Consider the following 17,335-nt stretch of genomic DNA (forward strand, 5'->3'; position numbering starts at 1 on the left):
CGCCCTTAGCTCAGCTGGATAGAGTACCTGGCTACGAACCAGGCGGTCGGAGGTTCGAATCCTCCAGGGCGCACCACTATTTAGGGTTTTCATTAATCCTGATGTTGAACGTTTAGTTTTGCTTTATTGCCTTAATTGAAAGCTTAATATCGAAACCGTTGCGCCCTTAGCTCAGCTGGATAGAGTACCTGGCTACGAACCAGGCGGTCGGAGGTTCGAATCCTCCAGGGCGCACCACTATTTAGGGTTTTCATTAATCCTGATGTTGAACGTTTAGTTTTGCTTTATAGTCTTAACTGCTTTATTGCCTTAACTAACAGCTTAATATCGAAATCGTTGCGCCCTTAGCTCAGCTGGATAGAGTACCTGGCTACGAACCAGGCGGTCGGAGGTTCGAATCCTCCAGGGCGCACCACTATTTAGGATTTTCACTAATCCTGATGTTGAACGTTTAGTTTTGCTTTATAGTCTTAACTGCTTTATTGCCTTAACTAACAATTTAATATCGAAACCGTTGCGCCCTTAGCTCAGCTGGATAGAGTACCTGGCTACGAACCAGGCGGTCGGAGGTTCGAATCCTCCAGGGCGCACCACCTTATTAAAGAAAGCCTCGTTTATACGAGGCTTTTTTTATGTCTGCTGCAAATTTGTTGCGATAATGTTAAATTTTGTCGTTATTTAACTTGTTGTATTTAAAGTAATTCTTGATTGCTTCTTTGTTATTCCACCTTTCTCATATCATTTCTAAGAAAAGCCCCGTTTAAGTCACAGTTTAAATATCTATAAATGACGTATTTGACAGATTTATGTGATCTGATAGGCGAATAATTAACCTTATGTGTGCGTTATCCGTAACAGAACCTTAAACAAAATTGACAAACTTTTACCAATCGAGATAATCCATGGGTCGGGATCACTATTCGCTGAAATCCTGCACGTATGTCAGGATGACGAAGAAAGGAAGCAACATGACTAATATTGGAAGCCTGCTAGGAGATGCGGCGACTCTAATGATAACGGGGATGTCCGTTGTCTTTATTTTCCTAACTATTCTAGTTTACCTCGTTCGGTTGATGTCAAAACTGGTACCAGAAGAAGTACCAGAGCCGATCGCAGCACCTAAAAAAATTAAAAAATCACAATCAAACCCTTCAGCTGTTAGTCCACAGGTAGTGGCAGCAATTTCGGCCGCGGTTCATCAATACCGTGCGTCTACTGCTAAGTAGCATTTAAAGGATTAAAAAGGAGTTTATGAGCATGTCTAAACCACTAGCTATCACAGATGTGGTACTTCGTGACGCGCACCAGTCACTATTTGCTACTCGTATGCGTATCGAAGATATGCTGCCAATTGCGGCAGAACTGGATAAAGTCGGTTACTGGTCTTTAGAGACTTGGGGCGGCGCAACGTTTGATTCGTGTATTCGTTTTCTAGGAGAAGATCCGTGGGAGCGTTTGCGTGAGCTGAAAAAAGCGATGCCAAACACACCAATGCAGATGCTACTGCGTGGTCAAAATTTATTGGGTTACCGTCACTACGCGGATGATGTAGTAGAGAAATTTGTTGAACGTGCCCATAAGAACGGCATGGACGTATTCCGTATTTTTGATGCGATGAATGACGTACGTAACTTTGAAACAGCAGTGAAAGCAACGATTGATGTTGGTGGTCACGCTCAAGGTACGTTGTCTTACACAACCAGTCCGGTTCACAACTCAGATACTTGGGTTGATTTGGCTAAACGCCTAGAGGATCTAGGTTGTCACTCACTATGTATCAAAGATATGTCAGGTTTATTAAAGCCGTATGAAGCGGAAGAGCTGATTACACGTATCAAAGCATCGTGTGACGTTCCTCTAGCGTTGCATAGCCACGCGACAACCGGTCTATCGACAGCAACAGCGGTTAAAGCCGTTGAAGCGGGTATCGATATTCTAGACACCGCTATTTCTTCAATGAGCTGTACTTACGGTCACACGCCAACCGAAACGGTTGTTGCGATGTTAGAAGGTACAGAGCGTGATACCAATCTTAAGCTTGATCAGATCGAACCCATCGCGGCTTACTTCCGTGATGTACGTAAAAAGTACGCGAAATGGGAAGGTCAGCTAAAAGGTGTTGATTCACGTATCTTGATTGCTCAGGTTCCTGGCGGCATGTTAACCAACATGGAAGGTCAGCTTAAAGAGCAAGGCGCAGCCGATCGTATGGACGAAGTGCTCGAAGAGATCCCTCGTGTACGCAAAGAGCTGGGTTACATTCCTTTGGTAACACCTACTTCTCAGATTGTTGGTACTCAAGCGGTTATCAACGTTCTAACGGGTGAGCGCTACAAGAGCATCACTAAAGAGACTGCTGGTCTACTGAAAGGTGAATATGGTCAAGCGCCTGCTGAGGTTGATGCTGAACTGCAAGCGAAAGTGTTAGATGGTGCAGAGCCAATCACGTGTCGTCCTGCTGATTTACTTAAGTCTGAAATGGATACGTTAACGACAGACCTTTTAGAAAAAGCGAAATCAGATGGCATTTCACTCGCTGAAGATACCGTTGATGATGTACTGACATACGCACTTTTCCCACAAGTCGGCCTTAAGTTCCTTAAGAACCGTCGTAACCCTGAAGCATTTGAACCTGCACCAACTGCAGAAACGGCAGCTCCTATTGCGGCACCACAGCCTGTTGCAGGCAGCATTGAAAGCTACAGCGTGAAGGTTGATGGTCAAGTTTATGATGTTGAAGTTGGCCCTCAAGGTGAACTGACATCGGTATCTCCATCAGCGAAACCAGCACAAGCGTCTCAAGTAGCACCAGCTGCGGCTTCTGATGCAGAAGCAGTTCCAGCTCCATTAGCAGGCAACATCTTCAAAGTTATCGTTCAGCCAGGTGTTGAAGTGGCTGAAGGCGATGTGCTACTGATCTTGGAAGCGATGAAGATGGAAACGGAAGTTCGTGCTGCTCGTGGTGGTATCGTTCAGGAATTGAATGTTAAAGAAGGCGATGCAGTTACTGTAGGCGCTCCACTACTAAGCTTAGCGTAAGGGAGTACCATGGAAGGATTGATGACCTTATGGTCTGAAACAGGGATTGCTAACTTTGAGTTCGGCCAGATTTGTATGATGCTGGTCGGTTGCTTATTGTTGTTTTTGGCAATTCGTAAAGGGTTTGAACCGTTACTTTTATTACCGATTGGTTTTGGTGCTGTATTAGCAAATATTCCAAATGCTGGGTTTACTGATCCCGGTGGTTTGCTTTACTACGTTTACTACATTGGTATTGAAACGGGTATTTTCCCACTGCTGATCTTTATGGGTGTTGGTGCAATGACGGACTTCGGTGCGTTGATTGCTAACCCTAAAACGTTATGGCTAGGGGCTGCGGCTCAGTTTGGTATCTTCGCAACGCTATTTGGTGCGATCTTGCTGAACTATGTTCCAGGAATGGAATTCTCAATGGCAGATGCTTCGTCAATTGCGATTATTGGTGGTGCCGATGGCCCAACCGCGATCTTCTTGGCGAGTAAGTTATCTCCTGACCTACTAGGTGCCATTGCAGTTGCAGCTTATAGCTACATGGCTTTAGTTCCTATTATTCAGCCACCTATCATGAAAGCGCTAACGACGCCGGAAGAACGCAAGATTAAGATGGCGCAGTTACGTCACGTTAGTAAAGCCGAGAAGATCCTTTTCCCGCTTGCTGTACTACTGATGACGATTCTGTTCCTACCTTCAGCAACACCTCTAGTAGGTATGTTCTGCTTGGGTAACTTAATGCGTGAAGCGGGTGTGGTTGATCGCCTTTCAAAAACAGCTCAAAACGAACTGATTAACGTCGTAACTATTTTCCTTGGTCTAGGTGTTGGCTCTAAGCTTCAAGCGGACACGTTCTTGAACTTAGAGACGCTGGGTATTTTAGGTTTAGGTGCGGTGGCGTTCAGTATTGGTACGGCGGGTGGCGTGTTAATGGCGAAGTTGCTTAATCGCTTCTCTAAAGAAGACATCAACCCATTGATTGGCGCGGCCGGTGTATCAGCGGTTCCGATGGCGGCTCGTGTTGTAAACAAGGTTGGTCTTGAGGCAAACCCTCAAAACTTCTTGTTGATGCATGCGATGGGCCCGAACGTGGCAGGTGTACTTGGTAGTGCGGTTGCGGCGGGTATTCTATTAGCTCTAGTGGGTTAGTAGGTTCCTAGGTCACGTATCGTTACGTTAATTGGTCGTCAATTTACGAATGAGCGGTTAACTTAGCCTTATTAAATGGTTTATAGTCAAAGGGATGCTTTCGCATCCCTTTCTTTTTATCAATTAGGGTGCTTGCTCATTAGGGCTTTTATCAATCAAGGAAATGTGGAAATGGAAAATAAACAGATAGCGATTACTCAATTCGGCGGTGTCGAAAACCTCAGTATTCAAACCCGTGCTATTCCTGAGCCTAAGGCTGGAGAAGTCGTGGTTAAAGTTTCCTTTTCGGGCATTAATCCGATTGATGTTAAAACCCGTGCAGGTCTAGGTTGGGCTGCAGCCCAGAATAAAGATAACCTGCCTTGGGTTCCAGGTTATGACATTTCAGGGCAAATTGTCACCCTAGGCGAACAGGCAGAGCGTTTTACTGTTGGTGATAACGTTGCCGGCTTTATTGGTTTCCCACTGCAAGGTGGTGGTTACAGCCAATATGTGTGTGTCCCAGAAGCGGCATTAAGCATGGTTCCTGATTCGGTGACTCTAGAAGCGGCCGCAGCATTGCCATTAGCCAGTCAAACAGCAGCCCAAGCGCTCAACAAAGCTGAAGTGAAAGAGGGCGATCGCGTACTTATCTTAGCGGGTGCCGGCGGCGTTGGTCATCTAGCGGTTCAAATCGCCGTGGCAGCGAAAGCCGAGGTTTACACAACTTGTAGTGAAGCGAATCTTGATTACTTAGCAACGTTAGGCGCTCATGCGATTAACTATAAATTTGCGCCAGCATCGGAAAGAGTCTCTGATGTCGATGTGCTGATTGATTTGGTTGGTGGCGATACCGCTCTCGATGCGTTGAAGTGCCTAAAAGATGACGCAAGAGTGGTGACAGTCCCAACTTTATCTGCTGAATTGATCTGCGAAAAAGCAACATTATTAGGCTTTACTGCATCAGGCATGCTGGTTGAACCAAACCCAGAGCAAATGGACACTATGTTGTACATGGTCAGTGTCGGATTGCTCAAAACAGAAATTCAAGGTATCTACCAGTTAGACGAAGCGCAGTCAGCTCATTTACAGGTTGAAACCGGACATACCAGAGGCAAGGTACTACTTAAAATGCAAGAAGGTTGATATGCAGTGCTAGAGTTTTTTAATTCTCTGTTTGAAAACATAGCGCTGTGGTTCTCTGACTCGGCGCTGTGGGTACTCTTTATTAGTGGCTTCTTGAGTGCCACGTTGCTGCCCGGCGGTTCAGAAGCAAGTCTGGTTGCGGCATTGAGCTTAGATCAGTTCTCAACATCATCGATCATTTTGCTGGCGACACTTGGTAATACCTTAGGTGGCCTGACCAACTATTGGATTGGTTTGTGGTTGCCTAATCGAACTCAATCTGAAAAGCATGGTCATAAGGCTATGGCTTGGCTGAGCCGTTATGGTTACTGGACATTGTTATTCAGTTGGTTACCCATCATTGGTGATCCTTTATGTCTGGCTGCGGGTTGGCTGAGAATGAAATTTATCCCTAGCGTTATTTTGATAGCGATTGGCAAAGCCGCTCGCTACAGCTTACTTGCTGCTATCTACTTCGGTTTTTTCTAAGGAGAACCTATGAAAAAGGTTTTACTTGGTACATTTTCTCTTATCGCCATTGCTGGCTGTTCTTACAATGTACCTAGCTCAACACCCTTCTTTTCCTCGTTACCGGAAGGCGTCACTCTGTTAGAAGAGGTTAAGCCTTCTAAAGATAAAGTCGTGATTCCTTATGCGAAGTATCAGCTTGAAAACGGCTTGACCGTTATTCTTTCTCCTGATGATTCTGATCCACTTGTTCATGTTGATGTGACCTATCATGTGGGTTCTGCTCGTGAACAGATTGGTAAATCAGGCTTTGCTCACTTCTTTGAACACATGATGTTCCAAGGCTCTGAGAACGTCGGTGATCAACAGCACTTCAAGATCATCACCGAAGCGGGTGGTTCGTTAAATGGCACCACCAACCGTGACCGCACTAACTACTTTGAAACCGTTCCTTCTAACCAACTTGAAAAAATGTTGTGGTTAGAATCAGACAGAATGGGTTTCTTGTTAGATGCGGTTTCTCAGAAGAAATTTGAAGTTCAAAGAGGTACGGTTAAGAACGAGCGAGCGCAAAGCTACGAAAACCGTCCTTATGGCTTAATGTGGGAACGCATGGGTGAAGCGCTTTACCCTGAAGGTCACCCGTACTCGTGGCAACCAATTGGTTATGTGGAAGACTTAGACCGTGTTGATGTGAATGATCTTAAGGCATTTTTCTTACGTTGGTATGGCCCAAACAATGCCGTGTTAACGATCGGTGGTGATATCGACGTTGATGACACGCTAGAGTGGGTTAACAAGTACTTTGGCCCTATCCCTCAAGGACCTGAAGTTAAGGCGGCAGAGAAGCAACCTGCAGTGCTGACTGAAGACAAGTACATCACCTTAAAAGATAATATTCGTCAGCCGATGGTGCTAGTTGGATGGCCAACAACGTATCGTGGTGAAGAGACGCAGGCTTCATTGAATGCACTGTCCAACGTGTTAGGTTCTGGCACCAACAGTTACCTGTATCAAAACCTCGTAAAAACGCAAAAAGCGGTGAGTGCAGGATCTTTCCATGATTGTGCTGAGCTTGCATGTACCATGTATGTGTATGCGATGGGTAATTCAGGTGAAAAAGGTGATTTGACGATTCTAAACAAAGAGCTGATGGATACCTTAGATCAATTCTCGAAAGAGGGCGTTGAACAAGCGCGTTTAGACCAGATCACTGGTATGGCAGAAGCGGATGCAGTTTTTGCACTGCAAAGTGTTAAAGGCAAGGTTTCGCAGCTCGCGTCTAACCAAACCTTCTATGGTCAGCCGGATCGCATTGAGTCACAACTCGATCAAATTCGAGCGGTTACTCCAGAAAGCGTAAGCAAGGCATACCAAGATTTCATCGAAGGCAAGCACAAGGTTACGTTGAGTGTGGTTCCTAAGAAAAAACTCGATTTAGCGGTTCGTGAGGCCACCTTTACCACACCTGTACGTACCCTTCCTGAATACAGCAAGGTGACGGAAGACCAACTGGATTTCAGAAAGGCGCCAAACACATTTGATCGCAGCGTGATGCCAGAAGTGAACTTTGGTGTTGAAGCGACCATGCCTGAGTTGTATCGCATGCACTTTGCGAACGGCACTGACTTGATTGGTACCGTGACCAGTGAAACGCCGACAGTACAGCTACAAATTCAACTGCCTGCAGGCGAACGCTATGTTCGTAAAGGGCAAGAAGGCTTAGCGAACCTAACGGCTTCGATGATGGAAGAGGGGTCGACTAAACGAACGGTTGAAGAACTACAGGCGACCTTAGATAAGCTTGGCAGTAGCGTTAGCATTGGCGCAGGTAGTTATACCACGGATATCTCGGTTTCAACGCTAGAGAAAAACCTGCCTCAAACCTTAGCGATCGTACAAGAGGTTTTGTTTGAGCCTAAGTTTGATGAGCAAGACTTCGAACGCGTGAAGAAGCAGATGCTTGAAGGTGTTGTTTATCAGCATCAACAACCAAGCTGGATGGCTTCTCAAGCCACACGTGAAGTTTTGTTTGGCAACAGCATCTTTGGTCGAGCGAGTGATGGTACTAAGGCCTCTTTAGAATCGTTAACCTTAGACGATGTAAAACTGTTTTACAGTCAGCACTATACTCCTGAGGGGGCTAATATTGTTATTGTAGGCGACATCTCGAAGAAAGAGGTCAGCAAGCAGCTTCAATTCTTCGAACAATGGCAAGGCGATGCGGCACCACTAACGCGTCCGCAGATCATCAAAGAGCTTTCAGGGCAACGTTTGTACCTAGTGGATAAGCCAGGAGCACCACAGAGCATCGTTCGTTTAGTGCGTAAAGGTTTACCTTTCGACGCGACTGGTGAGTTGTATTTGAGCCAGTTGGCTAACTTTAATTTAGCGGGTAACTTCAATAGCCGTATCAACCAGAATTTACGTGAAGATAAAGCCTACACTTACGGTGCGAGCGGTTACTTCGCCAGCACGCGTGAAACTGGTGCGGTAGTGTTTAGTGCTCAAGTGAGAGCTAATGCGACGGTTCCATCGATTCAAGAGTTTATCTCTGAGCTGAATGAATTTAGTCAGAGTGGATTAACTGACGAAGAGGTGAAATTTATGCGCCTTGCCGTCGGTCAACAAGATGCACTTAAATACGAAACGCCAAGTCAAAAGGCTGGATTGTTGAGTAATATTGTTGCATTGAGCCTTGATGAAGATTACCTACAACAGCGTAATCAGATAGTTGAAACGGTTTCAAAAGAGACCTTAAACGAGCTATCGAAGAAATGGTTTGACCCGAATGATTATCAAATAATTGTTGTTGGTGATGCGACTTCGCTTCGTCCTCAACTAGAAAAGTTAGATATTCCAATAGAAGAGCTTGAAATCATTCGTTAGAGTACACATTAAAGGGGGAGGGAAAAGACTCTATTTTTCTCCTCCAACCTAATTTATGATAGTTCTAATCAGAACGATATAAGATAAGTGAACTGAATTTTGACTGATTTTGCTGCGCGACTAAAGCAAGTTGCAACCAACCCTAAGACCTTCTCTCAATTTGGTCGTGGTGTTGAAAGGGAAACGTTACGCTACACGGAAGATGGGCATCTTGCTACTGGGCCGCACCCTAAGGCTTTGGGATCTGCGTTGATGAACGGATGGGTAACGACCGATTTTTCCGAGTCGCTACTGGAGTTTATTACGCCTGTTTCTAACGACGTCCCGACTCTTTTGAATCAGTTGTCTGATATCCATCACTTCACACAAACCAAGTTAGATGGCGAAAAGATGTGGCCGCTTTCTATGCCTTGTTACGTAGGCAGTGAAGATTACATTCAGCTAGCGCAATACGGCACCTCTAACAACGGCAAAATGAAGACGCTATATCGTGAAGGCCTAAAGCGCCGTTACGGTAGCCTGATGCAGATTATTTCTGGTGTTCACTTCAACTTCTCTTTCCCAGAAAGTTTTTGGGATAGCCTGTTTGGAGAGCAAACAGAAGAAGCGCGCTGTGAAGCTAAGTCAGATGCGTACTTTGGTTTGATTCGTAATTATTACCGTTTTGGTTGGTTAATCCCATATTTCTTCGGTGCTTCACCTGCACTATGTCCATCTTTCATCAAAGGAAGAGAGACAAAGTTACCTTTTGAGAAGGTTGGAGAGACACTGTATCTGCCAAAAGCAACGGCACTTCGCCTGAGTGATCTTGGCTACACCAATAGTGCTCAAAGCGTATTAAAGATTGGCTTCAACAGCCTAGACCAGTACCTTGAAGGTTTGAACCAAGCGATTCGCACGCCATCAGAAGAGTTTGCTGAGATTGGTACTAAGGTTGATGGCGAATACCGTCAGCTTAATACTAACGTTCTTCAAATCGAGAACGAACTTTATGCGCCAATTCGCCCTAAGCGCGTGGCGAAAAGTGGTGAAAAACCATCGGAAGCACTGGCTCGTGCTGGTGTTGAGTACATCGAGGTTCGTTCTTTGGACGTAAACCCATTCAGCTCAATTGGTATCAATGAGCAACAAGTTCGCTTCCTCGATCTATTCTTAACTTGGAGTGTTCTATCTGACTCTGCTGAGATGGATAACTGCGAACTTGAATGCTGGCGCGATAACTGGAACAAGGTGATCTTAGAAGGTCGTCAGGTTGGTTTAGAACTCAAGATTGGTTGTGATGGCGAGAGACTGTCTCTGCAAGATTGGGCTAAACGCGTATTCAAAGATCTTCGTGTTATCGCTGAGTTGATGGATGCTGAGCAAGGTGGTCGTGCATACCAAGAAACGTGCGATACGCTTGAAACTTGGATCGATAACCCAGAGCTGACCATTTCTGGCCAGTTGCTAGAAGAGACCAAAAAATTAGGTGGCTTGGGTAAAGTGGGTTGTGCGTTAGGAAAAACGTACGCTCAGCAACACAAAGCACACCAATATAAAGTTTACTCAGCTGAGTTGATGGAAGCGGAAGTTCAACGCTCTGTTATTGCTCAGCAACAAAGTGAAGAAGCAAGCACTCAAGATTTTGACAGCTTCTTAACGGATTACTTTTCGTATTTAAAAGCATAGCGAGACTTTGGTGGAAAGGAAGCAAGCCTTATTCGGCCAGCCTAAACGCGTAAGTGGAAAATGGTTGCCAGTAGTGACTGTTGGTGTTGTCTCTAGCCTATTGGTTGGATGTGCAACGCCACCGCCAAAGCAGCAAGATAACTTGTGTAGCATCTTCAGAGAACACCCGTCGTGGTATGAAGATGCTCTCGATATGCAAGAAGAGTGGGGCACGCCGATCAACGTAGCGATGGCTTTTGTGAAACAAGAGAGTAGCTATCGTCATGATGCACGCCCACCTAAAGATTACATTCTTGGCTTTATTCCGTGGGGACGCGTGAGCAGTGCCTACGGATATGCACAAGCTCAAGACCCTGCTTGGGAAGACTTCCAAAAGGCGACCAATAACGGTGGTTCAAGAACCAACTTTGATGATGCATTGATGTTCATCGGTTGGTACACCAGCGAGACGCGTCGTCAGTTAGGGGTTTCACTTTGGGACCCATATAACCAGTACTTGGCTTATCATGAAGGCCGTGGTGGTTATAAGCGCAAGTCATACAACAGCAAACCATCGTTGATTAAGGTGGCACGCAAAGTCGAACAGCAAGCAAAAGATTATGGATGGCAGCTTAAACAGTGTCGTAAAGAACTAGAAGACAATAGAAGTTGGTTTTTCTAAAGCCAACCGTCACGGAGAATAGCAATGCCTTTATTAGATAGTTTCACTGTTGATCACACGCGCATGAACGCACCTGCAGTTCGTGTAGCTAAAACAATGCAAACCCCAAAAGGGGATACCATCACTGTGTTTGACCTGCGTTTTACTGCGCCAAACAAAGACATTCTATCTGAGAAAGGTATCCATACTCTCGAGCACCTTTACGCAGGATTTATGCGTAATCAATTGAACGGTTCAGATGTAGAGATCATCGATATTTCACCTATGGGCTGTCGCACTGGTTTCTACATGAGCCTAATTGGTACGCCTTCAGAGCAGCAAGTGGCAGACGGTTGGTTGGCTGCAATGCAAGATGTGCTGAAAGTTGAGAATCAAAATAAGATCCCTGAGCTGAACGAGTATCAATGTGGTACTGCGGCAATGCACTCTTTGGATGAAGCGAAAGATATCGCCAACGCGATTATTGCTGCTGGTATCTCTGTAAACAAAAATGATGAACTGGCATTGCCTGAGTCTATGCTGCAAGAGCTTAAAATCGACTAATCACTTTTCTTCACTCTAGATGCTTTTCACTTTAGAAGCGCTTCACTCTAGATACATTTCACTCTAGAGACAGAGCGAGTTAGATACTAAAAGGCCCGGTTCAATGAACCGGGCCTTTTTCGTCAACGTATTTTAGAGCTAAGCAGTTGTCGCATGTGAGCTTGTGACTACTCATTTAGTTATCCCAGTCCAGCAAACCACTTTTATCCGTTAACGATCTGTGGGAACACGCGAACGAGCTTGATACGGTTCTCTTCGAGTTCAACAATTTCCATTGGATGACTCGCAACCTGAACACTCAGGTGACTCTCAGGAATGTCTTCAAGGTGTTCCAGTATTAAACCATTAAGTGTTCTTGGGCCATTTGTAGGTAGTGTCCACTGCAAGCCTTTGTTTATGTCACGGATATTGGCGCTGCCTTCAATCAAGAAGCTGCCATCGCTTTGCGGTGTGATCTCTTCAGATAAGCTTGGTGCAATTGAGGTCGTAAACTCACCAACGATTTCTTCTAGAATATCTTCAAGGGTAACCAAGCCGTTGATATCGCCATACTCATCCACAATCAAACCGATGCGTTGTTTATTGCGCTGAAACTTAAGTAGTTGAATATTGAGTGGTGTCGCTTCAGGAATAAAGTAGATCTCATCCGCAGCACGCAGCAGTGTCTCTTTATTGAATTCGTTCTTTTCAAGCATCAAGCGGTAAGCTTCTCGTAACCTAAGCATACCAACCACTTCATCTATCTGGTCACGATATAACACAATACGACCATGAGGCGAGTGAGTTAATTGGCGAACGATAGATTTCCAGTCATCATTGATGTCGATGCCAGTGATTTCATTTCGAGGCACCATGATGTCGTTCACGGTCACGTGTTCTAAATCTAAAATAGACACCAACATATCTTGGTGGCGCTGAGGTATCAGGCTTCCCGCTTCATTTACCACGGTTCTCAGCTCTTCAGAGCTTAAGTGGTCGGTCGCATCGTGGCGGGCTTTGACGCCTAAGATACGAATAAAACCGTTGGTAATGAAGTTCACCAATATCACCAATGGTGACAGTACCTTCATCAGTATCATCAAAAGGATACTACTGGCGTAAGAGACACGTTCTGGAAACAGAGAAGCGATGGTTTTTGGGGTTACTTCGGCAAACACGAGGATCACGAGAGTCAGGACACCGGTAGCAATCGCTACGCCGATATCCCCGTAGATGCGCATACCAAGAATAGTCGCGATCGCAGATGCAAGAATGTTGACGAGATTGTTGCCGATGAGAATAAGGCCGATCAATCTGTCTGGGCGGTTCAGAAGTTTTTCTACGCGTTTGGCACCTTTATGACCCGTATTGGCCAAATGCTTTAAACGGTAGCGGTTCAAGGACATCATGCCCGTTTCGGAACCAGAGAAATAACCAGAAATTACAATGAGACACGCGAGTAGCGCAAATAAGATACCCGTTGATATGTCGTCCAAAACTATTCTTTTCCTATTTGTGTATCTTGATTAATTTATGACCGAACATGGTCGAGATGTCAATTGAATCTAACGGACTCAATATTTTAAAGGCAAGGTGTGTGAGACCTTGCCTTCATATTACAGACTAATTCAGGATGATTTCCTGAACGAAGCGGCTACCGAAGTAGGCTAGTGTGAGCATGCTGGCACCGGCAAGTGCGAACCAAGTGACTTTTTGTCCACGCCAACCTTTCTGATAGTGACCCCATAGAAGGATGGAGTAGATAACCCAAGCAATAAAAGACAATACAGCCTTGTGTGCTTTTCCTTGAGCAAACATATCTTGTACGAAGATAAGGCCTGTCAATAAAGTACCTGTTAATAAGCCATTACCGATCAGAATGATCTTGAAAAGCTGTCTTTCCACCATCATTAAAGGAGGTAGGTTCGGGTTTATCACTAACGCTTTTTTCTTTTTAAGTTTGTGATCTAGCCACGCAAGTTGCAGGGCGTATAGCGCACCGATAGTCAACGTCGCGTATGAGAACAAAGCCAAAGAGATGTGCAGTAGCAGCTTTGGATCATTCTCTAGATGTTTAATGAACGTGCTTGAAAGAAAAGTGGCCGCCATTAGATTTAGAGCAGCGAAGCTATAAACAACCGGCAAGATGAACCACAAACGGGTTTTGAGCATCGCACCGCTCATGACCAAAGAGATGATTAAACTGATCAATGAAGCAACGTTCAAGATACTGAGGTTTTGGCCACTGGCATTAAAAATTAAATCGCCAAGCAACCAAGCATGGAAAGCTAAAGCAAGTAATGCGCTGATAAACACCGTTTTTACGCGGATTCCTGTTTGGTGCACGAGACCTGGAATGATCGTGGAAATCGCCATTGTATAAAGAAAGGCTGCTGCGATCGCAATAAGACTGTCCATGGTATCCATTTAAATGATTACTAATTGGCGAATTATACCTCGCATCGCTCTTTGGGGCTATGGTGAACCTCATTCAATTCCAAGTGAATAATGTCTCACATCACAAGCGTGGATGATTAACGCTCTACAACGGGTATGACTCTAATCCGCGCTAATGTATACTCACAGTAATAGTCGCAGTTTTGAGCGAAGAGAAAACTATGTTTGATAATTTAACGGATCGTCTATCCAAAACGCTGAAGAACATCAGCGGTAAAGGTCGTCTGACCGAAGACAATATAAAAGAGACGCTGCGTGAAGTACGTATGGCGCTACTTGAAGCCGACGTTGCACTGCCCGTTGTCCGCGATTTTGTTAAGCGCGTAAAAGAAGGCGCTGTGGGTGTTGAGGTTTCTAAATCTCTAACACCTGGTCAAGAATTCATTAAGATCGTTCAAGCTGAACTTGAAGCGGTGATGGGTGAGTCTAACGAGGCTCTTGACCTAGCAGCACAGCCGCCAGCCGTTATTTTAATGGCAGGTCTACAAGGTGCGGGTAAAACCACATCGGTAGGTAAGCTATCTAAGCTCCTGACTGAGCGTGACAAGAAGAAAGTTTTGGTTGTGTCTGCCGACGTTTACCGTCCAGCGGCGATCAAACAGCTTGAAACGTTAGCAAGCGATGTTGGCGTCGACTTCTTCCCATCTTCAGCTGATCAAAAGCCTCTTGATATTGCAAACGCTGCAATCGACCATGCGAAGAAGAAATTCTACGACGTGCTAATTGTCGATACTGCTGGTCGTTTGGCTATCGATGAAGAGATGATGGGCGAGATCAAAGAGCTTCATACTGCAATTAAACCAGTAGAGACTCTGTTCGTTGTTGATGCAATGACTGGTCAAGATGCTGCGAACACTGCAAAAGCTTTTGGTGATACGCTACCACTAACCGGTGTTATCTTGACGAAAGTTGATGGTGATGCTCGAGGTGGTGCTGCACTGTCTGTTCGTCATATCACTGGCAAGCCGATTAAATTCTTAGGTGTTGGTGAAAAGACTGACGCACTAGAACCATTCCACCCAGATCGTGTTGCTTCTCGTATCTTAGGTATGGGCGACGTACTGTCTCTTATTGAAGATCTACAGAAAAACGTTGATACCGAGAAAGCAGAGAAACTGGCTAAGAAGTTCAAAGAGAAGAAAGGCTTTGACCTTGAAGACTTCCGTGAGCAGCTTGGTCAGATGAAAAACATGGGCGGCATGATGGGCATGATGGATAAGCTTCCAGGTATGTCTCAGCTACCAGACAACGTTAAAGATAAAGTTGATGACAAGATGTTCAAGCAAATGGAAGCGATCATCAACTCTATGACAATGAAAGAACGCCAGCGTCCAGATCTAATCAAAGGCTCACGCAAAAAGCGTATTGCTGCAGGTTCTGGTACGCAGGTACAAGATGTAAACCGTATGCTTAAACAGTTCACTCAAATGCAGAAGATGATGAAGAAAATGCAGAAAGGTGGAATGAAAGGCATGATGCGCAACATGCAAGGCATGATGGGCGGCGGTGGAGGTATGGGCGGAATGGGTGGTGGTTTTAACCCGTTTGGTCGATAATCTACAAATGTAAGCTTTAGCTACGTTACTTTTCATAGTGTTAGCCGTGTCACAGAAAGTGTCCGGTTGCTATGTTGGTGAAAAAATAGCTAAAGCCCTTGCATTGCACCGGAATAAGAGTAAAATTCCGGGGCTTTAATTTGGCACGAGACCCCAAGCTATTTACTTATACTTGGGGTTAATTATTTTATTAAGAAAGCAAAGAGGACGACATGGTAACCATTCGTTTGGCACGTCACGGTGCAAAGAAGCGCCCATTTTATCAAATCGTAGTTGCGGATAGCCGTAACTCTGTAACTGGCCGTTTCATCGAGAAAGTAGGTTTCTTTAACCCTACTGCTCAAGGTCAAGAAGAAGGTCTACGTCTAGACCTAGATCGTGTTAACCACTGGGTTGGTCAAGGCGCATCTCTATCTGATCGTGTAGCTAAGCTAGTTAAAGACGCTCAAAAAGCGGCTTAATTCTTTTTTAAAGAGAAATAGCTTATGTCGATGAAGGGTAAAGAAACGATGAGCGAGCAAAATAATAGAATTGTCATGGGTAAACTTGGGTCTACCTATGGTATTCGTGGCTGGCTTAAAGTGTTCTCCTACACAGACAATGCTGAAAGCATATTTGATTACAGCCCTTGGTATTTAAACCAAAAGGGTAAGTGGGTTGAGTACAAAGTTGAGAGCTGGAAACGTCATGGCCAAGGTTATGTATGTAAGCTAGCGGGATTAGATGTTCGTGAAGACGCGCAACTGATGACTAACTTTGAAATTGCTATTGACCCTGCTTCGTTACCTGAATTGTCAGAAGATGAATTCTACTGGCGCGAATTGTTCGGTATGCAAGTTTTTACCACTAAAGGTTACGACCTTGGTGAGGTCTCTGACCTATTAGAAACTGGCTCGAACGATGTTCTAGTAATTAAAGCAAACCTTAAAGATGCTTTTGGCCAAAAGGAACGGTTAGTACCGTACCTTGAAGAGCAAGTGATCAAGAAAGTTGATCGCGAAGCTCGCCGGATCGAAGTTGACTGGGATCCTGGATTCTAACTCCAAATTACAGAGCGAGAGAACACATGTGGGTTGGCATTATTAGCCTGTTTCCTGAAATGTTCCGTTCTGTTACTGATTTTGGAGTAACAGGTCAAGCGGTTAAAAAAGGTCTTTTATCTATTGAGACATGGAATCCTCGCGATTTCACTCATGATAAACATCGCACTGTTGATGATAGACCTTACGGTGGTGGTCCTGGCATGTTAATGATGGTTCAGCCTTTGCGCGATGCTATCCAAACTGCCAAGCAAGCAGCACCGGGAAAGGCGAAAGTAATCTATCTTTCACCTCAAGGTCGTAAACTCGACCAGAAAGGTGTTGAAGAGTTGGCAACAAATGAGAACTTGCTTCTTATTTGTGGTCGCTATGAAGGGGTAGATGAGCGCATTATTCAATCTGAAGTCGACGAAGAATGGTCGATTGGCGATTTTGTGATGACGGGTGGCGAACTGCCAGCCATGACGTTGATTGATTCAGTTTCTCGGTTTGTTCCGGGTGTACTTGGAGATTTCGCTTCAGCAGAAGAAGATTCTTTTGCAAATGGTTTGCTAGATTGTCCCCATTATACGCGCCCTGAGGTGCTAGACGATAAAGATGTGCCATCGGTACTCAAGTCTGGAAACCATAAGGACATTCGTCGCTGGCGATTAAAACAATCGTTGGGCCGAACTTGGCTAAGAAGACCAGAGCTCCTGGAAAACCTAGCTCTGACTGACGAACAGGAACAATTACTGGCTGAATTCATTAAAGAGCAACGCTCTTAACGAAAAGCAAGCAGTAACCTATTA

The 17,335-nt window shown here is 45.0% G+C and carries 15 protein-coding genes and 3 tRNA genes; 16 read left to right on the forward strand and 2 right to left on the reverse strand.

The annotated features are described in order from the left end of the window. Nucleotides 1–160 precede the first annotated feature (160 nt). The 12 genes from L3V33_RS19710 (at nucleotide 161) to luxS (ending at nucleotide 11,512) form a co-directional block, all read left to right on the forward strand. A tRNA-Arg gene (locus L3V33_RS19710) sits at nucleotides 161–237 on the forward strand. A 101-nt stretch (nucleotides 238–338) separates the two neighbouring features. Beyond that, a tRNA-Arg gene (locus tag L3V33_RS19715) sits at nucleotides 339–415 on the forward strand. A gap of 101 nt (nucleotides 416–516) precedes the next feature. Beyond that, nucleotides 517–593: transfer RNA gene (locus tag L3V33_RS19720), tRNA-Arg, on the forward strand. A gap of 375 nt (nucleotides 594–968) precedes the next feature. Beyond that, nucleotides 969–1,226 (forward strand): oxaloacetate decarboxylase subunit gamma, encoded by a 258-nt coding sequence (locus tag L3V33_RS19725; RefSeq protein ID WP_010435831.1) that lies wholly within the window; start codon nucleotides 969–971, stop codon nucleotides 1,224–1,226. Nucleotides 1,227–1,257: 31 nt separating this feature from the next. Further along, nucleotides 1,258–3,039 carry a sodium-extruding oxaloacetate decarboxylase subunit alpha gene (gene oadA, locus L3V33_RS19730; RefSeq protein ID WP_237291063.1) on the forward strand — a complete coding sequence of 594 codons (1,782 nt, stop codon included), beginning with the start codon at nucleotides 1,258–1,260 and terminating at the stop codon, nucleotides 3,037–3,039. 9 nt (nucleotides 3,040–3,048) lie between these two features. Further along, the gene (locus L3V33_RS19735; RefSeq protein ID WP_237291064.1) at nucleotides 3,049–4,179 is read left to right on the forward strand and encodes a sodium ion-translocating decarboxylase subunit beta; all 1,131 of its coding nucleotides are present in this window, start codon (nucleotides 3,049–3,051) and stop codon (nucleotides 4,177–4,179) included. A 171-nt stretch (nucleotides 4,180–4,350) separates the two neighbouring features. Then, nucleotides 4,351–5,304 (forward strand): NADP-dependent oxidoreductase, encoded by a 954-nt coding sequence (locus tag L3V33_RS19740; protein ID WP_237291065.1) that lies wholly within the window; start codon nucleotides 4,351–4,353, stop codon nucleotides 5,302–5,304. Between the two features lie 6 nt (nucleotides 5,305–5,310). Beyond that, nucleotides 5,311–5,772 carry a YqaA family protein gene (locus tag L3V33_RS19745; RefSeq protein WP_004735497.1) on the forward strand — a complete coding sequence of 154 codons (462 nt, stop codon included), beginning with the start codon at nucleotides 5,311–5,313 and terminating at the stop codon, nucleotides 5,770–5,772. A 9-nt stretch (nucleotides 5,773–5,781) separates the two neighbouring features. Further along, a complete protein-coding gene (locus L3V33_RS19750; protein ID WP_237291066.1) occupies nucleotides 5,782–8,640 on the forward strand; it encodes a pitrilysin family protein in 2,859 nt (952 codons plus the stop codon). Nucleotides 8,641–8,739: 99 nt separating this feature from the next. Beyond that, nucleotides 8,740–10,308 (forward strand): glutamate--cysteine ligase, encoded by a 1,569-nt coding sequence (gene gshA / locus L3V33_RS19755; RefSeq protein WP_237291067.1) that lies wholly within the window; start codon nucleotides 8,740–8,742, stop codon nucleotides 10,306–10,308. A gap of 10 nt (nucleotides 10,309–10,318) precedes the next feature. Continuing rightward, nucleotides 10,319–10,969 carry a hypothetical protein gene (locus tag L3V33_RS19760; protein WP_237291068.1) on the forward strand — a complete coding sequence of 217 codons (651 nt, stop codon included), beginning with the start codon at nucleotides 10,319–10,321 and terminating at the stop codon, nucleotides 10,967–10,969. Between the two features lie 24 nt (nucleotides 10,970–10,993). Continuing rightward, nucleotides 10,994–11,512, forward strand: coding sequence for an S-ribosylhomocysteine lyase (gene luxS / locus L3V33_RS19765; protein ID WP_017079953.1), 519 nt, complete (start codon nucleotides 10,994–10,996; stop codon nucleotides 11,510–11,512). Nucleotides 11,513–11,715: 203 nt separating this feature from the next. Here luxS and L3V33_RS19770 read toward each other — a convergent pair whose 3' ends face one another. Further along, nucleotides 11,716–12,987, reverse strand: coding sequence for a CNNM domain-containing protein (locus L3V33_RS19770; protein WP_004735502.1), 1,272 nt, complete (start codon nucleotides 12,985–12,987; stop codon nucleotides 11,716–11,718). A 127-nt stretch (nucleotides 12,988–13,114) separates the two neighbouring features. After that, on the reverse strand, nucleotides 13,115–13,909 hold the full coding sequence (locus L3V33_RS19775; protein ID WP_017079954.1) for an inner membrane protein YpjD: 795 nt from the start codon (nucleotides 13,907–13,909) through the stop codon (nucleotides 13,115–13,117). Nucleotides 13,910–14,109: 200 nt separating this feature from the next. Between L3V33_RS19775 and ffh the strand changes: the two genes are divergently transcribed. From ffh to trmD, 4 genes are all read left to right on the forward strand, one after another. Beyond that, a complete protein-coding gene (gene ffh / locus L3V33_RS19780) occupies nucleotides 14,110–15,504 on the forward strand; it encodes a signal recognition particle protein (RefSeq protein WP_004735506.1) in 1,395 nt (464 codons plus the stop codon). Between the two features lie 212 nt (nucleotides 15,505–15,716). Next, on the forward strand, nucleotides 15,717–15,965 hold the full coding sequence (rpsP, locus tag L3V33_RS19785; protein WP_004735508.1) for a 30S ribosomal protein S16: 249 nt from the start codon (nucleotides 15,717–15,719) through the stop codon (nucleotides 15,963–15,965). Between the two features lie 24 nt (nucleotides 15,966–15,989). Continuing rightward, nucleotides 15,990–16,544: a ribosome maturation factor RimM gene (rimM, locus tag L3V33_RS19790; RefSeq protein WP_237291069.1), complete on the forward strand. Its 555-nt coding sequence runs from the start codon at nucleotides 15,990–15,992 to the stop codon at nucleotides 16,542–16,544. Nucleotides 16,545–16,570: 26 nt separating this feature from the next. Continuing rightward, nucleotides 16,571–17,311 (forward strand): tRNA (guanosine(37)-N1)-methyltransferase TrmD, encoded by a 741-nt coding sequence (gene trmD / locus L3V33_RS19795; RefSeq protein ID WP_086048771.1) that lies wholly within the window; start codon nucleotides 16,571–16,573, stop codon nucleotides 17,309–17,311. The last annotated feature ends 24 nt before the right edge of the window (nucleotides 17,312–17,335 follow it).

Origin of the sequence: Vibrio sp. A2-1 (assembly GCF_021728355.1) — a bacterium.
GTDB classification, from domain to species: Bacteria; Pseudomonadota; Gammaproteobacteria; order Enterobacterales; family Vibrionaceae; genus Vibrio; species Vibrio splendidus_K.

Excerpts from the sequence above, each read along its gene's own strand:
- L3V33_RS19725 (WP_010435831.1), top strand. The coding sequence starts at position 969 with ATGACTAATATTGGAAGCCTGCTAGGAGATGCGGCGACTCTAATGATA.
- oadA (WP_237291063.1), top strand. The coding sequence starts at position 1,258 with ATGTCTAAACCACTAGCTATCACAGATGTGGTACTTCGTGACGCGCAC.
- L3V33_RS19735 (WP_237291064.1), top strand. The coding sequence starts at position 3,049 with ATGGAAGGATTGATGACCTTATGGTCTGAAACAGGGATTGCTAACTTT.
- L3V33_RS19740 (WP_237291065.1), top strand. The coding sequence starts at position 4,351 with ATGGAAAATAAACAGATAGCGATTACTCAATTCGGCGGTGTCGAAAAC.
- L3V33_RS19750 (WP_237291066.1), top strand. The coding sequence starts at position 5,782 with ATGAAAAAGGTTTTACTTGGTACATTTTCTCTTATCGCCATTGCTGGC.
- luxS (WP_017079953.1), top strand. The coding sequence starts at position 10,994 with ATGCCTTTATTAGATAGTTTCACTGTTGATCACACGCGCATGAACGCA.
- L3V33_RS19775 (WP_017079954.1), bottom strand. The coding sequence starts at position 13,909 with ATGGACAGTCTTATTGCGATCGCAGCAGCCTTTCTTTATACAATGGCG.
- ffh (WP_004735506.1), top strand. The coding sequence starts at position 14,110 with ATGTTTGATAATTTAACGGATCGTCTATCCAAAACGCTGAAGAACATC.
- rpsP (WP_004735508.1), top strand. The coding sequence starts at position 15,717 with ATGGTAACCATTCGTTTGGCACGTCACGGTGCAAAGAAGCGCCCATTT.
- rimM (WP_237291069.1), top strand. The coding sequence starts at position 15,990 with ATGTCGATGAAGGGTAAAGAAACGATGAGCGAGCAAAATAATAGAATT.
- trmD (WP_086048771.1), top strand. The coding sequence starts at position 16,571 with ATGTGGGTTGGCATTATTAGCCTGTTTCCTGAAATGTTCCGTTCTGTT.